The following is an 18,952-nucleotide window of genomic DNA, read 5'->3' on the forward strand; positions in this document are numbered from 1 at the left end:
TCCTACCGCCAACGCACCCGACCCGGCCAACTTGACCCCGACCATCCCAACGACCATCCTCAATAACGCGCCACGGTGGTCCCATCCCCCTGGCAATCAGGTGGTCCCATCACCCTGGCAAGCGACAGATGTACCCGGAGTCTGCCCGGCGGTGTACGGGCCGGGTAGTTTGGTGACCGTCGATGAGCGGCAATCAGGCGTCGAGCCAGAAGATCTGACTGTGACTTCCAGGATGCTTACCGAGCCGATGTGTCGGCTCGGTCATCTTTAGGGTTGCCTGTTGGCGTTCGGATGCTTCCGCGACGCCACAATGCTTCTGATCTTCAATATGCTCGAGCACTGCGTGTGACTCGCTAGCGCCTGCTCTTTCGCTCGAATCTGTTGTGGTGGAAGGGGTTCGGGAGAACCTGCCGGGTCGGCTGTGATGCCGCCATATTGTCGAGTCTGCGATGACGGCTTTGAGTGTGCGTAGAGGGTTTTGAGTGTGCGCAGAGGTTTTTGAGTGTGCGCACAGGGCGGGAACTTCGCGCTGGGACCGCCCAGGCGGCACCTTCGGGGCCAGGAGCGCACATTCGGCGCCAGGAGCGCGCATTCAGGTGCCCGCGCATTTCAGCTCCCGCAGCGCAGCCCTGAAACCTAGCAGCGACGAAAGTCGGTGCCCACGTTTGGCTTGCCGGACCTCCGCAACTACCGCACGCCTGGCCCGTTCGTCACGTAGACCCAGGACAGGAACCGGGCTACCGCCTCGGCGGCCTGATGTGCACGCGGGGAACCGAAGATGTCGAAAGCGTGTTGAGCATTGGGCAATTCGGCGTAAGCGACCGGGGACTTCGAGACCCCGCGCAATTCGTCAACGAATTCCCGGGCTTCCACGACCGGGATGAGGGAGTCGTCGGCGCCGTGCAGCACGAAGAACGGCGGCGCGTCGGCGCGCACGTGATGAATCGGCGACGCATCGACGAATATTTGCCGATGCTGGCTGAATTTGCGCTTCACCACAAATCTTTCGAGCAGCCCGATGAATTCGGGTCGCCCGGCCGCGTCGGTGGAATACCAGTCGTAGCGCCCGTAGAAGGGAACCGCTGCGACCACCGAAGTGTCGGCATGTTCGAAACCGGGCTGAAACCGGGGTTCGTTGGGCGTCAGTGCCGCCAGGGCCGACAGGTGTCCGCCGGCCGAACCTCCGCTGATCGCAACGAAGTCCGGATCGCCGCCGTAGGCCGCGATATTCTCCTTGACCCACGCCAGCGCACGTTTCACGTCGACGATGTGCGCCGGCCAGGTATGCAACGGAGAGACCCGGTAGTTCAACGAAACGCAGACCCAGCCCCGCGAAACCAGATGGGCCATCAAGGGATACGCCTGCGGCCGACGCCAGCCCATCACCCACGCGCCGCCGGGCACCTGCACCAGCACCGGCGCCTTGCCGTCACGGGGCAGGTCGCGGCGGCGCCAGATGTCGGCGAGGTTGGCGCGCCGATGCGGGCCGTACGCCACGATGTTGGTCTTCTCGACATAACGCCGGCGCGCCACGGTGGTGCGCAGCGGCAGGTTGCGCCGGCCCCGGCGCGTCGGCTCGGTCGGCAGCTCGGCGAGTTCGCCGGCGTAGTCGGGTCCGAGCCCTTCGCTCAGCCCCGCTTCCAGCACCGGGCCCGGGGTCGTGATGCCGCGATAGCGGATCACCCCCAAGATGGCCCACGCCGCAACGGTCAACGCCAACGCCGTCTTTCCCTTCGGCCCGGCGAAATCGCCGCGGCGGCCGCGGCGCACCGCGTCGAGCAGCGAGACGCTCAGATACATTCCCGGCACCTCCGATGCCGGCCAGCCGAACCAGAAGACCAGGGCCGAGGCGTAGGGGTGGCGGGTGATCGGCTGTAATCCGTTGGCGGCGTTGACCAGTTCGACGGCTCCGCGGGTCAGCGGCCGGGGACGGCGCGCCAGCCTCAGTAGCCGCATCCCCCTCATGAGCCGCCCACCTTGGACTGCAGTTCGGCGCGCAGGATCTTGCCGGTGCTGCCGCGTGGCAGCTCGTCGAGAACCGCGATTTCGCGCGGCACCTTGTAGTTGGCCAGGTTGTCGCGCACATGCTGTTTGAGGGCCTCGGGGGCCGCGCCCCTGTCGAGATGAGCCTCGGGCGCCAGCACTACGAACGCCGCGAGCCGTTGGCCGTACTGCTCGTCGTCCACGCCGATCACCGCGGCTTCGGCCACCTCGGGATGGGCGGCCAGCGCTTTCTCCACCTCGATTGGGTAGACGTTCTCGCCGCCGGAGACAATCATCTCGTCGTCACGACCGACCACGAACAGCCGCCCGTTCTGGTCGAGGTAGCCGACATCGCCGGAGGACATGAACCCGGCATGGAAGTCTTTCGTGGTGCCGGAGGTGTAGCCGTCGAATTGGCTCTCGTTGCGGACATAGATGCTGCCGACCTCGCCGACGGGCAGCTCGTTGAATTCCGGGTTCAGGATGCGGATTTCGGTGCCCTCAGCGGGTTTGCCCGCGGTGTCGGGCGCGGCGCGCAAGTCGGCGGGCGTCGCGGTGGCGATCATGCCGGCTTCGGTGGCGTTGTAGTTGTTGTAGATCACGTCACCGAACTGGTCCATGAAGGCGATGACGACATCGGGGCGCATCCGCGAGCCCGACGCCGCGGCGAAGCGTAACGACCGGCCGCTGTAGCGACGACGCACCTCGGCAGGCAGCTCCATGATCCGGTCGAACATCACCGGCACCACCGCCAGACCCGTTGCCTGGTAGCGGTCGACGAGGTCCAGCGTGGCCTCCGGATCGAACTTGCGCCGGGTGATGATCGTGCACGCCAGGGACGCGGCCAGCACCAGCTGCGAGAAACCCCAGGCATGGAACATCGGCGCCACGATCACGATGGGCTCCTCGGCGCGCCACGGCGTGCGGTCCAGGACTGCCTTCAGCGTGCGGACTCCGCCACTTCCACCGGAATGCGTTGCGCCCTTGGGTGTTCCGGTGGTGCCAGACGTCAGCAGGATCAACTTGCCTTTGGTGCCGGGACGCTGAGGCCGCTTCCCGGAATGCGCAGCGATGAGTGCTTCGACGGTCAGCTCGTGCTGGTTTTCGGTCCATGCCAGGATGCGAGTGGCTTCCGGTTTGCCCGCGACCGCGCGATCCACCGTCGCGGTGAACTCTTCGTCGTAAATCACGGTGTCGACGTTTTCCCGGCTCACCACGTCGGCCAGCGCGGGACCAGCGAATGACGTGTTGAGCAGCAAGGTGTGGGCGCCTACCCGATTGGTTGCTATCAGAGCCTCGACGAACCCGCGATGGTTGCGGCACATGATGCCGACGACTTTCGGGGGACCGGCCGGCAAGTCCTGCAGCGCGGCGGCCAGGGCGCTGCTGCGCTCGTCGAGCTGCCGCCAGGTAAGCATGCCGAGTTCGTCGATCAGTCCCGGGCGGTCCGGGCAGCGTTGGGCCGCACCGGCGAAACCCGCGGTGAATCCCATCCCTTCGCGCCGCATCGCGGCGGCAATCTTGAGGTAGCGGTATGGCCGCATCGGCGCGATCAGCCCGGCACGCGCCATCGTCGTGATCAGACCCAGAGCTTCGTTGACGCGAGATAGCATGGCTCAGCCTAGAATCGGGAAGCGACGGGTGGCCGCGAGCTTGTCGAGGGCTTCCTGCATCACCGACCGCACATACTCGTCGACCTCGTCGATGTCGGGATCCTCACCGAAACGTGCCGTGATGTCGATCGGATCCAGCACCTCGGTGACAATCTTGGTCGGCAGCGGCAGATTCGGCGGAAAGGCGGCGCTGAATCCGAATGGAAAACCGAACGAGAGCGGCAGGATGTCGCTGCGCAGCAACCGTCTTAGTCCTAGGTGCTCGGCCAGCCAGGTGCCGCGCGACAGATAAAGCTGCGTCTCCTGGCCACCAATGGACACCGCCGGCACGATGGGCACACCGGCTTCGATCGCGGTGCTGACGTATCCCTTGCGACCGTTGAAGTCGATGACGTTCTCGGCGAACGTGGGCCGGTACGCGTCGTAGTCGCCTCCCGGGAACACGACCACCACACCACCGGAGCGCAGCGCCTTGGCCGCGTTCTGCCGGGTGGCGCGAATGTAGCCGGTGCGCCGGAACAGTGACCCGGTCAGGCCCATGAAGAGAATGTCGTGGCTCAGCGTGTAGACGGGCCGGTCGTAACCGAACTTCTCGTAGAAATCGACGCTGAAGATGGGAACGTCCATCGGAAACATTCCACCGGAGTGGTTGCCGACCACCAGCGCTCCGCCGGGCGGAAAAGAATCCAGGCCATGGACCTCGCACCGGAAGTACGTCTTCAAGACCGGGCGCATGACACCCATCAACCGCTTGGTCAGGCCGGGATCCCATTTGCCGAGCTCGGGATCTTCGATGTCTGGGTCGTCGGTGCTCACGTTCCTCCTTCGAGGTCGCTCGGGCCTCTTTGCCGTCGAGTCCCTCGATGGTAACGACCTGGGCTGGGCGGGGGAGTCGGCCCGGGAGGCGAAACGCCTGCGATCCGCGCTGCGGGCGGGCACAGTGGTCATGATGCCGGCCCGGCCGGGTGAACGACCAGCTGAGCCCAACACAGGAGGGATCCAAAGGTGGCCCAGATCGGCGGCAGTTCCATCGCGGTGATCGCCCGGCAGATGGACACGATCCGTGACCAGTTCATCGCCGAGGTGTTCGACCTGATGAAATCCGAGATCCAGGGGCTTGACTACGACAGCCGGATGATGGACATGTGGCAGGCCAGTATCACCGAGAACTACGTCGCCGCCGTCCATTACCTGCTGCGTGACGTGCCGACATCGCTGCTTGAAGCCCCGCCCGCCGCGCTGGCTTATGCGCGGGCAGCCGCACAACGCGACGTGCCGTTGGCGCCGTTGGTTCGGGCGCACCGGCTCGGGCATGCGCGTTTCTTGGAGGTGGCGATGCAATATGTGTCGCTGGTGGAGCCTGAGCAGCGAGTGCCGACCATCACCGCGTTGGTGAACCGCTCATCGCGAATCGTGGACTTGGTGGCCGATCAGATGATCATCGCCTACCAGGAGGAGCATGAACGCTGGCTGAGCCGGCGGGGCGGCCTGCAGCAGCAGGCGGTCAGCGAGTTGCTGGCCGGCACTCCGGTCGACGTGCAGCGCGCCGAGAAGTTGTTGCGCTATCGGTTGGACGGTGTGCACGTCGCCGCGGTGGTGTGGGTGGACGCGGTGGTGCCAACCGGTGACGTGATGGCAGTGTTCGAGCAGGTCCGTTGCCTGGTGTCGGCCGAGCTGGGTTTGGTGGGCGGCTCGTTGCTGGTGCCGACCGATGAGCGCGAGGCCAAGCTATGGTTTTCGGTCTGGGACGACCGAGCGGGTGATCCGGCCCGGTTGCGGGCGGCTTTCGAGTCGGCGGGTATTCGGGCGCGGCTGTCCTGCGGGCAGCCGGGTGGCGGGCTGCGCGGCTTCCGCGCGTCGTTGAAGCAGGCTGAGCTGGCCAAAGCGGTCGTGCAGGCCGGGGGAGACGGCCGGGGCAGCCGTGTCGTCTGCTACGACGACGTGGCACCGGTAGCGTTGATGGCCGCCGATACCGACGCCGTGCGGCGCTATGTCGCCGACGTGCTGGGGGACCTCAGCGTGGCCGACGAGCGTAATGAGTGGCTACGCGAGACGCTACGCGAGTTCTTGGTGCGCAATCGCAGTTATGTCGCGGCTGCTGAAGCAATGATTTTGCACCGCAACACTATTCAGTATCGGGTGGCTCAGGCGATGGAGCTGTGCGGACATAGCTTGGACGATCCCGATGCCGTGTTCAAGGTGCAGATCGCGTTGGAGATCTGCCGGTGGATGGCGCCGGCGGTGCTGCGCGCGCCACAGTAGGCGAAGTATGCCGCAACGTGCGTGCTGTCGACGGCGGCTTCCTCGGCGAGCGCCGGTGGTGAAACGCTGGTGCAGGATGCACTCACAATTCCGCTCGTCTCCGCGGTCTGCATGGTCCCCCGGAGCGATCGGTCCGTGGCTTGTTCGGATGGATTCGGATGGATTCGGATGGATTCGGATGGATTCGGATGGAAGAGGTAAGCCAAGTTGCCGGCAGTCGACCTACTGCCCGTTGGATCGCAGCTGTTCCGAGGGTGTCCAGATGATTACCGATGCTGGTCCATATATGCCTCGTGATCGAGCTCGGGATCGTGCATCGGGCGCCCCGACACCCGCAGGATGAGCAGCTTGGCCAGGCGATCCGCGAAGGACGGATTGGGTTTCAGTGTGCGGTTGACGATTCTGACCAGCAGGCGCGCCCGCAGCTCCGCGATCTTGCCCCGCGGCGGGGTGAGCGCGAGGATCCGATTGACGACAGCCGAGCGGCCGGTTCCGTGTCCCATCGGCTAACCTCCCCGGGCCGCGGCCGAAAACTCAGGGGCCTCAGTGAGTTTGACGATCCGCCCGGGGAAACCCTTGAAGTGGGGGATGCCCTGCTCGTGGTCGAGGAGCTCCGGGTCGTCACCGCACAAGACGGCGTCGCTACTGAGGAAGGCCCCGGCCAGGTGCTCTTTTCCGCGTAGCTCGGGATACCACCAGCCGTGCGGGACCCGAATGTGGCCCTCCTTCATGGATTCCTGGACCAGCACCTGCGCGACAACAGCGCCGTACCCGGTTTCCAGGCGCGCCCAGTCGCCGTCCGCCAGCCCTTCGCGGGCCGCGTCGACGGGGTGCAGGAACAGCTTGGGCGCCCGGGCACGGTTGCGCAGCACGTCGATGTTGCGCTGTCCGGTCTGGAAGAACGGGTCTTCTCGGACACCGGTGAAAATCAAGTATGGGTAGTCGGCGTCGGGCGGCGGAGCCTCGCGGAAATAGGGCAGGGGATCAAATCCCAACTCGTCGAGGATGCTGGACCACAGCTCCACCTTGCCCGAAGGAGTGGCGAACCCGGTCTTCTCGTACTTCTTGAAGACCGGGACGTCGGCCTTCATGTAATGCTTGTCGGCGAACTGCTGGAACGTCATACCCGACGGCGAAAGCCGATAGTCGAGCACGTCTTCGATTGTCTGCCAGGGGAAGTGTTCGCCGAATCCCATCCGGATCGCCAGGTCGCGCCAGAACTGGTAGGTGTTGGATGCCTGCTGCGGCGGCTCGACCACCTTCTCGGATACGGTGAGGCGTCCGACCCAGTTCCAGAAATCGTGGATGTTGTTGCGTTCGCTGAAAACATCGCCGGGCAGGACGTAGTCGGCGAGCATCGACGTCGGCGTCTGGAAAATCTCATGGACCACGATCAGATCCTGATTCATCATGCCCTGATAGATCTGGTTTTGGTTGGGGTAGCTGAGCAGTGCGTTGTTTCCCAGGGCGAAGAACGCCTTGACGGGGTACGGCTTTTCGGTTGCCATGGCGCGAAAGACCGCCGAGGGGTTGGCCATGAAGCAGCCCATGACGAGGTCGATGTGCCGATAGCCCCATACCTTCTCGCAGTAGTCGCCGAGCATGTCCTGCGCCCGGTAGGTATACACGGGGTGCAGGTCTGAACCCAGCTGCTTGTCGCGCTGCTGCTGGGTGAGCAGCTCGTGCATCGACATCTGCGAGTCCGAGATGTAGTCGGGATTGAGCCCGGAAAACGTTTCACCGCCTGGCACGTCGATGTTGCCGGTGATGGCGCGCAGGATGCTTTGCAGCCGGATCGCCGACGTCGACGACAGCTGCTGGTCGGTGATGGGGGTCCACGGGATGACGGCACCGCGCGCGGTGGCATACATCCGTGCCGCGGCCGCGATCTGCTGACGGTCGACACCGGTAATCGCCTCGACGCGCTCCAGCGGATACTCGCCGACGCGTGCCTTGAGTTCCTCCCAGCCGACGGTCCAGTCGCGCACAAACTGGGCGTCGTAGAGCTTCTCGTCGATGATGACGGCCAGGAAGCCCAGCAACAGCGCGGCGTCGGTGCCGGCCCGCAACCGCAGATGGATGTCGGCGGTCTCGGCCTGATCTGAGACGCGGGGGTCGGCGACGATCAGCTTGGCCCCGTGTGCCCGGGCGTCGTTGATCATGTGGTAGATCGGCGCCCAGGACTGGCGGCGAGGGTTATGGCCAAGCAGGACAATACATTTGGTGTTCAGCAGGTCCGGGAATGGATACCAGCCGTAGGTCAGCTTGTTGACGGCCGCGGTGTTGCCCGCGCACAGCGCGACGCCGCTAATCCAGTTCGGGCTGCCCAGCAAGTTCATGAAGCGGCGGTCGGCGCCATGGGTGACCGCGGTGTTCCAGCCCGACGTCGACACGGCCAGGGTCTCGGGGCCATAACGCTGCACCAACGAGGAGAGGCGCTCGGCGATCTCGTCGAGAGCCTGGGCGTAGGAAATTTCCTCCCACTGGTCGGCACCGCGCCGTCCAGCTCGTTTCAGCGGGACCTTCAGCCGGTCCGGGTGGTTGTGGATGCGCGGCGCGGCGGTGCCCTTGAAGCAGATGTTGTTGGCCAGGAACGGATTTTCGTGCGCCAACACCTTGGTCAGAACACCGTCCTTGGCGACCGGTCGCAGTTGGCAGCCGATGTCGCACACGGTGCAGATGACGTGTTTGGTGCGGGTGCCGTCCGCATCGTGGTGGACGCCGGACTGGTCGCCCGAGCGCGAGCTGCGCAACAAGGGGATAGAGCCGAATGGCATTACGCACCTCCACGTTCGGGCGTATTCATATAATTTCTCATTGTCCGTCGGTGCGGGCAATGTTGACCGGAGATTTTGGTTGGCAGGACGGCGGTCAATGGCTTTTTCCCATAGCTAAATCTGGCAAACGACGGATTTGGTCTGGGTGTAGGCATCGAGGACCTCCTGGCCCATCTCGCGGCCCCAGCCGGACTGCTTGTAGCCGCCGAACGGCAGCGCTGCGTCAAGGATGTTGAAGCAGTTGATCCACACCGTGCCGGCTTGCATGGCTTTGGCCATACGGTGCGCTTTGGAGACGTCGCGGGTCCAGATGCCGGCGGAGAGCCCATAGACGGTGTCGTTGGCGCTGCTGACCACCTGGGCGGGGTCATCGAAGCGATCCGCCACCAGCACGGGGCCGAAGATCTCCTCGCGAACCACCGCCATGTCGGGGCGGGTGTCGGTCAGCACGGTCGGTGGGTAGAAATAGCCGCCACCGTTGTTGCGGGCGGACCCGCCCGTCACGGCCACGGCGCCGTCGGCGACGCCGCCGTCCACGAATCTCGACACCCTGCGGAGTTGCTCGGCCGACACCAGGGGACCCATCGCCGTGTTGGGGTCGCGGCCGTCGCCGATCTTCATCGCCGCGGCGATCTCCGACACCCCGGCGATCACGTCGTCGTAGGCGTCGGCCTCCACGAACAGCCGCGACCCCGCGCAGCACACCTGCCCCTGGTTGAAGAAGATCGCCTCGGCCGCGCCCCGAACGGCGGCCTCGCGGTCGGCGTCGGCGAAAACGATGTTGGGCGCCTTGCCCCCGAGCTCCAGGGTGACTTTCTTCAGGTTTCCCTTGGCGGCATCGACAATGAGCTTGCCGACCTCGGTGGACCCGGTGAACGCGATCTTGTCGACGCCGGGGTGCGCGGCCAGCGCGGCGCCGACGGTCTCGCCGAAGCCGGTTACGACGTTGACCACCCCCGCGGGCAGCCCGGCCTGCTCCATCAGGTCGGCAAGGTAAAGGGCTGACAGCGGGGTCTGTTCGGCCGGTTTGAGCACGGCGGTGTTGCCGCACGCCAGCGCGGGCGCGAGTTTCCACGCCGCCATCAGCAGCGGGAAGTTCCACGGGATGATCTGACCGACCACACCGATCGGCTCCCGCAACGTGTAGGCGTGGAAGACCGCGCCGGGCGCATATGGCGTGGACAGATGAATTGTCTTGCCGTCCAGCTTGGTACACCAGCCGGCCATGTAATGAAAGATGTCGGCCGCGGCCGCGATGTCGACGAATTGCGCCTGGAGTTTGGGTTTTCCGTTGTCCAGCGATTCGATTCCGGCCAGCGTTTCGGCGTGTTCTTCGACGAGGTCACCGATTCGCCATAGGACCTTGCCGCGCTGGGCTGGGGTCAGCGAGCCCCACGGGCCATCCAGGGCAGCACGCGCGGCTGCCACCGCGGCGTCGATGTCTTCTTCCTGGCCCTCGGCGACGGTTGCCAGTCGTGCGCCCGTCGCGGGGTTGGGCGTGTCGAAGGTCTTGCCGGACAACGCCATGCGGTGCTGACCGCCGATGAATAGCCGCCCCTCGGCGGCGATGAAGTCGTCGACGGGCCGGTCGCTGCTGCTGACGGTCATTCAATTCTCCTGAGCGGGAAGGCATTTGGTGGCAACCGCGCGTCGCGACCCGAGCCGTTGACGGCCCAGCGCAGACGCGCCGAGGACGGACGAGCACCCACGCTTGCCAAGTTAGGCCGACAAGGTTGGTCCTCGGTAGGTCGAGGCGTAGATCCCCGGAACCGGTCAGTCGATGCTGGTCAGGTGCCCGCGCAGAATGTGGCGGCGGCCGTCGCCGGACGGCAGAATCCGCAAGATGTGGTCGGCGAGCTGGGCGTCGTCGTCCAGATGGGTGGCCAGCGCCAATGCCGACTCGTAGTCGTTGCTGTTGAGGACGGCGTCGCGAAGCGCCACTTCGACGGTTCGGGCCAGTCGCACGATGCGCGGGGACTCCGACCACGGCAGCAGCGAGCCGGCGTAACCGGTGACCGCATCGGCGACCCTGCCGTGGCGCAGATTTTCGAGCACGTCCAACGCGTCTACTTTGACGTTGCCCAGCAGTCGGTACGGCGTCCGGGACACTCGTCCATCCAATATGTGACGCAGGTGCGACACCTCGGCCTTGAGCGTGCCGATCTGCACGGCTTCATCGCCGTACAAGTCGGCGTGCAGCTCGGCCAGGCTCACGCCCGCCGGGCGCAGCGCCAGCAGCAGCGCGATTTCGGTTTGGCGGCGGGTCACTCGCACCGGAGCACCCGCCAGCGCCAGACGATGCTCCCCGAGCACGCTCAGATGTATTCCGTCACAACCGATGTCGGAAGCGGTGTTTGCGGCGGCCTCTGCGCCCAACCGTTGCGCCAGCGCCGTCACGGCCATGTACAGAGCCGGATGGGCGTTATCCCACGGAGTGGAGAAGTTCAGTACCCCGAACCGCTGTCCCGTCTGGGGGTTTCGGATCGGCGCCGCGTAGCACGACCAGTCATGCAACACTAGTGACCAATGCTCGGCTGTGCTGACCGCCGACGGGCGATCGCAGCTCAACGCCAACGACATCGCGTTGACACCGATGCTGGCCTCGTCCCACAAGCCGCCGGGCAAATAGTTGACCTGTTCGGCCACCCTCATCAACCTGGGCTCTCCAGTGGTCCACACGAGCTGTCCTCGCAGATCGGCGATCGCAACGGCCACGTGGGAATCCCGCAGCGGGTAGCGCATGGTGTCGTCGAGCACGCGGGTTGAAGCCAGCAATGCCTCATGGTTGAGCTCGCTTTGCCCAACCGGCGCGATCGCGACGTCAGGAGAGAGCAGCCGGCGAGTCCGACACCATGAGGACAACACCTCCTCGCGGATGCCGTTGGGTGTTTGTCCGGACATGAACTGCGTCCAGGATCGATAGATCGCGTTTCGTCTGGCCCGAAGTCCCCGATCGCCCTTCACCGTTACTCCTGCCATTCCTGCTCGTCCGCAGGCTGCCTGACGCTACGACTCGGAAACGTCGCGCGCGGCGACTTTCCGATCTCGCCGAAGCTGCCCATACCGCTGGCGCGCGGATGTGAACCAGCTATCAGTTATCCATGTCAGGATAGGCCCGAGCAATCCTGCCCGTCACGCGTTTCTGCGGGTATCGACCCAGGCCGACGTCGGCCTCGTTGCGCCCGGTACCGGTCAGCCGCTTGCCGAGTCGAAAGCTTCGGTCACGGGCTTATGCCGTTGACCAACCTTTTACCAACATCACGGCGTCAGTATGTGGGCTACCCATGGCTACTGAACACCCTGGTTCTGATCGAGGGGAGTTCACGCTGTCGCCGGTGGCTGTTGAATGCGCTTGCTTGGACGGAGTTTTCGAGTGTCGATGAAGGCCGATATCAAACCTGTACTCGCTGACCACAGTGACGTACAGCGAGGTGCGCGGCTCGGCCGCGACGGGACAGAAGTACTGGCCACGAACGAAATTCGTTGTGGTGCGACAAATCGCGTAGTCAAGCTGCGGACGCCGCTAGTCCTCGTCGGCGGGTTCGTTCGGATGTGCGTCCTAGCCGCCAGGGCACTGTTCCGCTGGCCCTTCCAATGGCGTGAGTTCATTCTGCAGTGCTGGTTCGTCATGCGAGTTGCGTTGATGCCGACCATCATGGTTTCGGTTCCCTTGACAGTGCTGTTGATCTTCACTCTCAACGTTCTGCTGGCGCAGTTCGGGGCGGCCGACCTGTCCGGCGCGGGCGCGGCGCTCGGTGCCGTCACTCAGCTGGGCCCGTTGACGACGGTGCTCGTCGTAGCCGGGGCCGGTTCCACCGCCATCTGCGCCGACCCGGGTGCTCGTGCCATCCGCGAGGAGATCGACGCGATGGAGGTACTCGGCATCGACCCCATCCATCGGCTGGTGGTGCCCCGGGTATGCGCCACGACGGTGGTGGCCACTCTGCTCAACGGCTTGGTCATCACCGTCGGTCTGGTAGGCGGCTACCTCTTCGGTGTCTACCTGCAAAACGTTTCGGGCGGAGCCTATCTCGCCACACTGACCACCATTACCGGCCTGCCTGAAGTTGTCATCGCGACGGTCAAGGCCGCGGTATTCGGGCTGATCGCCGGTCTGGTCGGCTGCTACCGCGGCCTCACCGTCGGCGGTGGCGCTAAGGGTTTGGGCACCGCGGTTAACCAGACCGTGGTGCTCTGCGTCGTGGCGCTGTTCGCGGTCAACGTGGTGTTGACCAGCATCGGCGTGCGATTCGGGACGGGCCGGTGAGCATGTCAGCAGCCCCCGCCGCAGCTGCCCGCTTCCCCAGGACGGTCGCTTGCCTCAATCGCTATGGCGGCGCTGCCGGACGCGGACTGGAAGAAGCCGGGCGCCTGGCCTGGTTTTCACTGTCCAGCATCGGGCATGTCGGGCACGCATTGCGCCACTACCCCCACGAGACGCTGCGCCAGATCGTTCAAACGGTCATGGGCGCCGGTGCGATGGCCTAAGTCGGCGGTGCTGTCGGGATCGGTGGCTTCGTGGCACTCTCTGGCGCCTCGCTCGTTGCTATCCAGGGCTTTGTATCGCTGGGAAGCATTGGTGTCGAGTCATTTACCGCGTTCTTCGCCGCGATTATCAACGTACGTCTGGCCGTTCCGGTTATCGGCGGCATCTTGCTCGCGTCCATCATCGGTGCCGGCCACACGGCCGAGCTAGGAGCCATGCGCATCAGTGAGGAGATCGATGCCATGGACGTGATGGGCATCAAGTCGATCTCGTATCTGACCTCCACGCGGGTGATCGCGGGGGTGGTGGCGGTCGTGCCGCTGTACGCCGGGTTGGTCAGCATTGCGTTTCTGTCTCCACAGCTCACCACGACGGTGCTTTACGGACAGTCACACGGCACATATGAGCACTATTTCCGAACGTTCCTGCGCCCAGAGGATGCGTTCTACTCCTTTGTGGAGATCGTCATCATCGCGGTGATGGTCATGGTCACCCATTGCTATTACGGCTACACCGCACGCGGTGGCCCGGTCGGCGTCGGCGAGGCGGTTGGGCGGTCAATGCGGTTCTCGCTGGTGTCGATCCAGGTCGTTGTCTTGTTGGGCACGTTGGCGATCTATGGCGCAAACCCGAATTTCGCCCTCACCGTCTAGCGCTCACCGACAGCTGCGCGGACGTAATCGGACAGCAGCCAAGGGCTTTGGCGCGTAGGACGCCTTGCTCGTCGCCCGATGTGGTTAATGCGTGGTTAATGCGACGGCGGCTCGAACGCTTGCCCCCACCGGTCGGCGAAAGCCACTTCGTGCAGGGGCAGCCGCAGCCGCGGCGCCGTGTCGCGGTACGCGATGTGCGGATCGACTTTCGCGTAGTCCCCGAGGAACCCAACCGCGACGATTGCCAGCGGGCGAACTCGACTGGGCATTTGGAACTCTCGGTGTGCGGCTGCAACATCGAAACCGGCCATTGGATGTACGACGAGCGACCGCGACCCCGCCTCGATGCTCAGTTGCGCGATGGCCGCGCCGGCATCCAGTGCCGAGTAGACGGCGGTCCGGTCATCGTCGCCTTGGTCGGCGCACACCAGGATCAGCGCACTGGCGGCCTTGGCATAGCTGTTGCCCCGCTTCAGGATTTCGGCCAGTGTGGTGAACGTAGCGTCGCCGCGAATTCCCACGAAGAAACGGACTGGTTGGCGCCGTCCCCAGGTGGCGGCCCAGCGTGCGGCCTCCAGTAAGGCAACGACCTGGTCGCCCGCGACGACCGCCCGCGGGTCGAATGCTCGCGGGCTCCATCGGCGCGCGACGATGGGATTGATGGGCACGTGCGTGTCAGCAATCCGCGACACGCCGTGCACCTGCCCGGCCGGGCGTTCTCGGCGACGCACGATCAGCCGCCGGCGAACGGTGGCAGCACATCGAGTGTCGATAGGTCGACCACTTCACTATTCGTCGCGGTGACCGCCACTTCGTCGAGCAAGAAACTGCACCGCACCAGCACGGTGGCCATCCGCTCGCCGTGGCGCTGCCCGATCGCGCTGACCAGGTCTGCGACGGTGCCGGCCTTACTTAACGCCAGTGTCTCCATGGCTCGTCCGGCCGCGGCGCGGGCTGCGCCGAAATAGCGGACCGTGACGGTCGGCATACCGATCACCCCCCGATCGCATTCATCGGCCGGCTGGGCTGCAGAAAGCCTGCCTGGTTGATACCGTGTCCGGGAGCCTTGGCCCACATGGTGTTTCGCCAGAGACGGGCGATCTCGTCGTCGTCGCAACCCCTGCGCAGCAGCGATCGCAGGTCGGTTTCGGTGTCGCTGAACAGGCACGACCGGAGCTGGCCATCGGCCGTCAGCCGGGTACGGTTGCAGTCGCCGCAGAACGGGTGGGTTACCGACGCGATCACGCCGACTTTGCCGGGCCCGCCGTCGACGAGCCACACTTCTGCTGGCGCCGAGCCACGCGCTTTGCTGTTGGCGGTGAGCCGGAAGTGGGCCCGCAGGTTGCGCAGGGTCTCCCGCGCCTCGACCATTGTCGTTCGATCCCAGTTGTGTTGGGCGTCCAGCGGCATTTGTTCGATGAACCGCAGCTCGTAGCCCTCGGCCATTGCGAAGGCCAACAGCGAGGGGGCCTCGTCGTCATTGACGCCGCGCAACAGGACCGTGTTGAGCTTCACCGGGTAGAGGCCGGCGGCCTTTGCAGCGGCGAGACCGGCGAGCACATCGAAAAGGCGATCGCGGTGGGTGATGCGCAAATATCGGTCGGGTCGAAGCGTGTCCAACGAGACGTTGACGCGATCCAGGCCGGCGGCGGCCAGTCGACGAGCACGCGGTGCCAGTCCGATACCATTGGTGCTCAACGAGATTCGCGGTCTGGGTCGCAATTTCGCGACCAATGCGACAATCGACTCCAGGCCGCGGCGCAGCAGGGGCTCGCCGCCGGTGAAACGAACGTCTCGAATCCCTAACTGTCTGACCGCGATCCCGACAAGGCGTACGATCTCGGTATCGGTGAGCCGGTCGGAATCCGGCATCCAGTCAAGGCCGTCGGCAGGCATGCAATACGAGCAGCGCAGGTTGCACCGATCGGTTAGCGAGACACGAAGATCCACGGCCCGCCGCCCGAATTTGTCGATCAAGAACGGGCTCTGTGGACGATCGATCTCGGGAGCGGGTCGCATCCTGATGTGCGGCGTGCCGAGGCTGATCACCGTCACGGTACACCGACCCAGTGGTGTGCTCCGCCGGAAAAGACCTGAAGTTTCCACACCGGAAGATCGCGTTTGATCGTCTCGACCAAGACGCTGCACGCTGTAAACGCCGCATGCCGATGCTCGGCGGCAACCACCACACACAGGGCCACTTCGCCGATGTCCAGCCGACCGACGCGTTGCGCCGCTGCGATCCCGCGAACGCCCCGATGCATGCGCGCCACCTCGTGTGTGGCTCGATCCAGCACCGCGGCGGCGTTCGGATGTGCGCTGTACTCCAGGGCTTGCACGCGTTGGCCCTGGTCATGGTCACGCACCGTGCCCACAAACGCCACCAGCGCGCCGGCGGCCGAATTCTGTATGAGCCGCTCATAGTGCTCCACCTGAATCGGCGCGGTTTCGATCGTGGCGCGAACTACCACGTCGTGAGAGCCGACGATCAACCTGTCGGGCCGGTCACCGTGCACGCCGGCCATCATGGCGCAAGCCCAATTCGGATGCCGGCCCACGCTGCGTCGGCACATTTATTGTCTCCTGACATCAACCGTCCTCAGCCCACCTACAATCCGCCGCATGTGGTACGGCGGTAGTGAGCTATGACGGTAAGGCGATGAGGTTGGCGAGTCGTGGGTCTGATGGCGAAAGCTGTTGTGTACACGATTCTTGAGATTGCTCACCGTGGTGCGGATGACCGGGAAAGGTTCGGTGCCAGGCGTACTCATATCTCGTGCGTGGTGGCCACATCCATCATGCTGCACGCACGAAAGTGAACTCGAAGTTTGGTGCAGGCGCATATGGTGTTCGCCCGTCCTGCGGCGTTAACGTCTGCACGTCAGTCGGTAAGACCACCGTGAAGGAGATTGGAAGGGGTCGCCTTGAGCATGTGGCTTCACCAATTTCTTGAACGGGATGGGCGCGGCCTCGGTGGCTTCCCGAGACCTCGACGAGTTGCCTGAGTCGGCAGCGGGTATCCGTCCGTGCGTGTTGAGGGGTCGCGCATGGCGCAGCCCGCGCCGGCCGCGGCAGCCGAACCCGGCCAAGCGGTAGCCCGAAGTTACGGGGCCGGGTCCGCCAGAGGGGGGCGGACCCGGCGGCCGCTGGCCGAGTTGGCCGGTTCCGTCCGGTTTCGGGCGCGGGGGCGTGACGCGTTAGCTACCATCCATCCACCGCTGGGCGGCGCCGCTGCCGACCAGGTCTAGGCGAAATGGGAGTGGCGCGAATGTCGTTTGTGGTCGCCGAGCCGGACATGATGGCGGCGGCGGCTTCGGATGTGGCCCGCATCGGTTCGGTGATCAGCGCGGCCAACGGTGCGGCCGCGGCCGGCACGACTCATCTGCTTGCTGCGGGTGCCGACGAGGTGTCGCAGGGGATCGCCGCGCTGTTCGACGGCTACGCCCGGGAATATCAGGCCGTCAGCGCCCGGATCGAGGCGTATCACGACCAGATCGTGAGAGGCCTCTGGACCGGGGCGCAGACGTACGCCGGCACCGAGGACACCAATCGCTCGGTGCTGCGGCCGTCAACCAGTGGGGTGCCCGGCGGCGGCAGCCCGACGGTTCTCGTCATGGGTCCCACCGGAAACCCGGGACCGTCGCTGCGCTACTTGCAGCAGGTCTACGACCTCTACATCCGCCCCTTCTACCCCGGCTCACCGGTGTTCGGTGTCACCACGCCCGAGCAGTTCCAGCCGTTCACCGGCATCCCCAGCCTGACGTTCGACCAATCGGTGGCCGCGGGTGCCGCTGATTTGCACGCCGCGATCATGGCCCAACACGCCGCGGGACACGACGTCGTAGTCCTCGGTTTCTCTCAGAGTGCTTCGGTCGCCACGGCCGAAATGCGTTATCTGGCAAGCCTGCCGGCCGACCTAAGGCCCGGCTCCGACGAGCTGTCCTTCGTGCTGCTCGGTGATCCCAACAATCCCAACGGCGGCCTACTCGCCCGCTTCCCGGGGCTTTTCGTGCAGCCGATGGGTCTCACGTTCAGCGGTGCCACGCCGAGCAATCTGTACCCGACGACGGTGTACACCCGTCAATACGACGGCTTTGCCGACTTCCCGCAGTACCCGCTCAACATTCCCGCCGACCTCAACGCGCTGCTGGGCATCTATTACTCCCATGGCACTTACCAGGAGCTCACGCCGGCGCAGGTCGCGGCGGGTGTGGTTCAGCCGGTGTCCCCGGCCGACATCCACACCACATATGTCCTGTTGCCCAGCGAGCATCTGCCGCTGGTGGAGCCGCTGCGCGGCATTGTGCCCGCACCGCTGCTCGATCTTGTCGAGCCGGACTTGCGGGTGATCATCGAAATGGGTTACGACCGAACCGGATACGCCGATGTGGCCACCCCGGCGGGGATATTCCCGACGCACATCAACCCGCTGTCGGTCGTCGGCGATCTCGCCGGCGCGAGCGCGCAGGGGATAAGTCATGCCCTTGCCGACGTGGGGTTGCCCGCACTGCCGCAGCTGCCGGTGCCCAGCACGCCGCAGCTCCCGCCGTTGCCGCCACCGAGCTTGCCTGCGGCCGTCGCGGTGCCGCCACAGATCGGCGGCGCTATCGACGGCCCGCTCAATTACCTGACCGGTGTGCTTGACACCGCCGTCAACCACACCCTCGATCCCGTCGTCACCGCGGCCATCTACCGGGCGGGAGATTGGCTGACTGCCGTAGCGCTGGGTCACGGCGCAGCCCCGCAGCTCGTCAATGCGATCTTCATCGCCAAGCAGATAGCGCCGGTGCTGGTGGCAGGTCCCGGCTACTTTGTGACCGCCGACGCTCAATACGTGGCTAGCGGCATCGAGCGGCTGGCGGCCGGCGACCTCAACGGGTCCAGCCAATACCTGCAACTCATCCCGGCCACGAACGCCATGCTGAGCGTGTTCGGCGTCGGGATGGCCGGGGTCGCCGTTGCGGCCATCCTCGCCGGCCAACCGTTCCCGACCTGATCCGAAGCACCGAGGACTCCGAATACAGGACGGGCCGGCGCAGACCTCGCCAGGAGACCGACGATGGTGCGAACATCTATGTCAGAAAGACCGAGGGGGCTAACCGACGCCCAGAACCGCCCAGTACTGACCACCGCGTCGCGCGACGCCCGATTCGCCTTGTTCATCAAGTGATTTCCACA

General features: G+C 65.1%; 14 protein-coding genes and 1 pseudogene. 4 read left to right on the forward strand and 11 right to left on the reverse strand.

What is annotated here, in order from left to right; all coding sequences use genetic code 11:
* Positions 1-687 precede the first annotated feature (687 nt).
* From EET13_RS11800 to EET13_RS11810, 3 genes are read right to left on the reverse strand one after another with little or no spacing between them, the layout of a single operon-like run.
* Entirely contained in the window at positions 688-1,956 is a 1,269-nt protein-coding gene (locus tag EET13_RS11800) for an alpha/beta hydrolase (protein WP_122442466.1), read from the reverse strand.
* Between the two features lie 5 nt (positions 1,957-1,961).
* Positions 1,962-3,596 carry an acyl-CoA ligase FadD12 gene (gene fadD12 / locus EET13_RS11805; protein WP_122442467.1) on the reverse strand — a complete coding sequence of 545 codons (1,635 nt, stop codon included), beginning with the start codon at positions 3,594-3,596 and terminating at the stop codon, positions 1,962-1,964.
* Between the two features lie 3 nt (positions 3,597-3,599).
* A complete protein-coding gene (locus EET13_RS11810; protein ID WP_122442484.1) occupies positions 3,600-4,340 on the reverse strand; it encodes a 1-acyl-sn-glycerol-3-phosphate acyltransferase in 741 nt (246 codons plus the stop codon).
* 261 nt (positions 4,341-4,601) lie between these two features.
* Here EET13_RS11810 and EET13_RS11815 point away from each other — a divergent pair, with 261 nt between their 5' ends.
* A complete protein-coding gene (locus EET13_RS11815) occupies positions 4,602-5,858 on the forward strand; it encodes a PucR family transcriptional regulator (protein ID WP_122442468.1) in 1,257 nt (418 codons plus the stop codon).
* A 266-nt stretch (positions 5,859-6,124) separates the two neighbouring features.
* On the opposite strand, the gene EET13_RS11820 is transcribed toward EET13_RS11815, so the two are convergent.
* The 4 genes from EET13_RS11820 to EET13_RS11835 all read right to left on the reverse strand — a co-directional run bounded on the left by EET13_RS11820 (position 6,125) and on the right by EET13_RS11835 (position 11,599).
* Positions 6,125-6,361, reverse strand: a complete 237-nt coding sequence (locus EET13_RS11820; RefSeq protein WP_122442469.1) for a hypothetical protein — start codon at positions 6,359-6,361, stop codon at positions 6,125-6,127.
* 3 nt (positions 6,362-6,364) lie between these two features.
* Entirely contained in the window at positions 6,365-8,635 is a 2,271-nt protein-coding gene (locus EET13_RS11825) for a molybdopterin-containing oxidoreductase family protein (protein ID WP_122442470.1), read from the reverse strand.
* Positions 8,636-8,749: 114 nt separating this feature from the next.
* On the reverse strand, positions 8,750-10,243 hold the full coding sequence (locus EET13_RS11830) for an aldehyde dehydrogenase family protein (protein ID WP_122442471.1): 1,494 nt from the start codon (positions 10,241-10,243) through the stop codon (positions 8,750-8,752).
* Between the two features lie 165 nt (positions 10,244-10,408).
* The gene (locus EET13_RS11835) at positions 10,409-11,599 is read right to left on the reverse strand and encodes a transcriptional regulator (RefSeq protein WP_136623152.1); all 1,191 of its coding nucleotides are present in this window, start codon (positions 11,597-11,599) and stop codon (positions 10,409-10,411) included.
* A gap of 586 nt (positions 11,600-12,185) precedes the next feature.
* Between EET13_RS11835 and EET13_RS11840 the strand changes: the two genes are divergently transcribed.
* Positions 12,186-12,902, forward strand: a complete 717-nt coding sequence (locus tag EET13_RS11840) for an MlaE family ABC transporter permease (protein WP_425294239.1) — start codon at positions 12,186-12,188, stop codon at positions 12,900-12,902.
* Positions 12,903-12,904: 2 nt separating this feature from the next.
* Positions 12,905-13,774, forward strand: a pseudogene (locus EET13_RS11845) (ABC transporter permease).
* A 95-nt stretch (positions 13,775-13,869) separates the two neighbouring features.
* On the opposite strand, the gene EET13_RS11850 reads toward EET13_RS11845, so the two are convergent.
* From EET13_RS11850 to EET13_RS11865, 4 genes are read right to left on the reverse strand one after another with little or no spacing between them, the layout of a single operon-like run.
* A complete protein-coding gene (locus tag EET13_RS11850; RefSeq protein WP_244603871.1) occupies positions 13,870-14,466 on the reverse strand; it encodes a nitroreductase family protein in 597 nt (198 codons plus the stop codon).
* Between the two features lie 41 nt (positions 14,467-14,507).
* Positions 14,508-14,762, reverse strand: coding sequence for a MoaD/ThiS family protein (locus EET13_RS11855; RefSeq protein WP_122442487.1), 255 nt, complete (start codon positions 14,760-14,762; stop codon positions 14,508-14,510).
* A 5-nt stretch (positions 14,763-14,767) separates the two neighbouring features.
* The gene (moaA, locus tag EET13_RS11860; RefSeq protein WP_244603872.1) at positions 14,768-15,829 is read right to left on the reverse strand and encodes a GTP 3',8-cyclase MoaA; all 1,062 of its coding nucleotides are present in this window, start codon (positions 15,827-15,829) and stop codon (positions 14,768-14,770) included.
* Positions 15,826-16,347: a molybdenum cofactor biosynthesis protein MoaE gene (locus EET13_RS11865; protein ID WP_425293675.1), complete on the reverse strand. Its 522-nt coding sequence runs from the start codon at positions 16,345-16,347 to the stop codon at positions 15,826-15,828. Before EET13_RS11865 ends, moaA begins: the two co-directional genes overlap by 4 nt.
* 695 nt (positions 16,348-17,042) lie before the next feature.
* On the opposite strand from EET13_RS11865, the gene EET13_RS11870 reads away from it, so the two are divergent.
* Complete coding sequence (locus tag EET13_RS11870; protein ID WP_122442473.1) at positions 17,043-18,770, forward strand: PE family protein; 1,728 nt, start codon at positions 17,043-17,045, stop codon at positions 18,768-18,770.
* Positions 18,771-18,952: the final 182 nt, after the last annotated feature.

This window comes from Mycobacterium attenuatum (assembly GCF_900566085.1).
Lineage (GTDB): Bacteria > Actinomycetota > Actinomycetes > Mycobacteriales > Mycobacteriaceae > Mycobacterium > Mycobacterium attenuatum.

Coding starts and splice junctions, on each gene's coding strand:
- EET13_RS11865 (WP_425293675.1), bottom strand. CDS start 16,347: ATGTGCCGACGCAGCGTGGGCCGGCATCCGAATTGGGCTTGCGCCATG.
- EET13_RS11825 (WP_122442470.1), bottom strand. CDS start 8,635: ATGCCATTCGGCTCTATCCCCTTGTTGCGCAGCTCGCGCTCGGGCGAC.
- EET13_RS11800 (WP_122442466.1), bottom strand. CDS start 1,956: ATGCGGCTACTGAGGCTGGCGCGCCGTCCCCGGCCGCTGACCCGCGGA.
- EET13_RS11840 (WP_425294239.1), top strand. CDS start 12,186: ATGTGCGTCCTAGCCGCCAGGGCACTGTTCCGCTGGCCCTTCCAATGG.
- fadD12 (WP_122442467.1), bottom strand. CDS start 3,596: ATGCTATCTCGCGTCAACGAAGCTCTGGGTCTGATCACGACGATGGCG.
- EET13_RS11830 (WP_122442471.1), bottom strand. CDS start 10,243: ATGACCGTCAGCAGCAGCGACCGGCCCGTCGACGACTTCATCGCCGCC.
- EET13_RS11870 (WP_122442473.1), top strand. CDS start 17,043: ATGTCGTTTGTGGTCGCCGAGCCGGACATGATGGCGGCGGCGGCTTCG.
- EET13_RS11855 (WP_122442487.1), bottom strand. CDS start 14,762: ATGCCGACCGTCACGGTCCGCTATTTCGGCGCAGCCCGCGCCGCGGCC.
- EET13_RS11820 (WP_122442469.1), bottom strand. CDS start 6,361: ATGGGACACGGAACCGGCCGCTCGGCTGTCGTCAATCGGATCCTCGCG.
- EET13_RS11810 (WP_122442484.1), bottom strand. CDS start 4,340: ATGGGTGTCATGCGCCCGGTCTTGAAGACGTACTTCCGGTGCGAGGTC.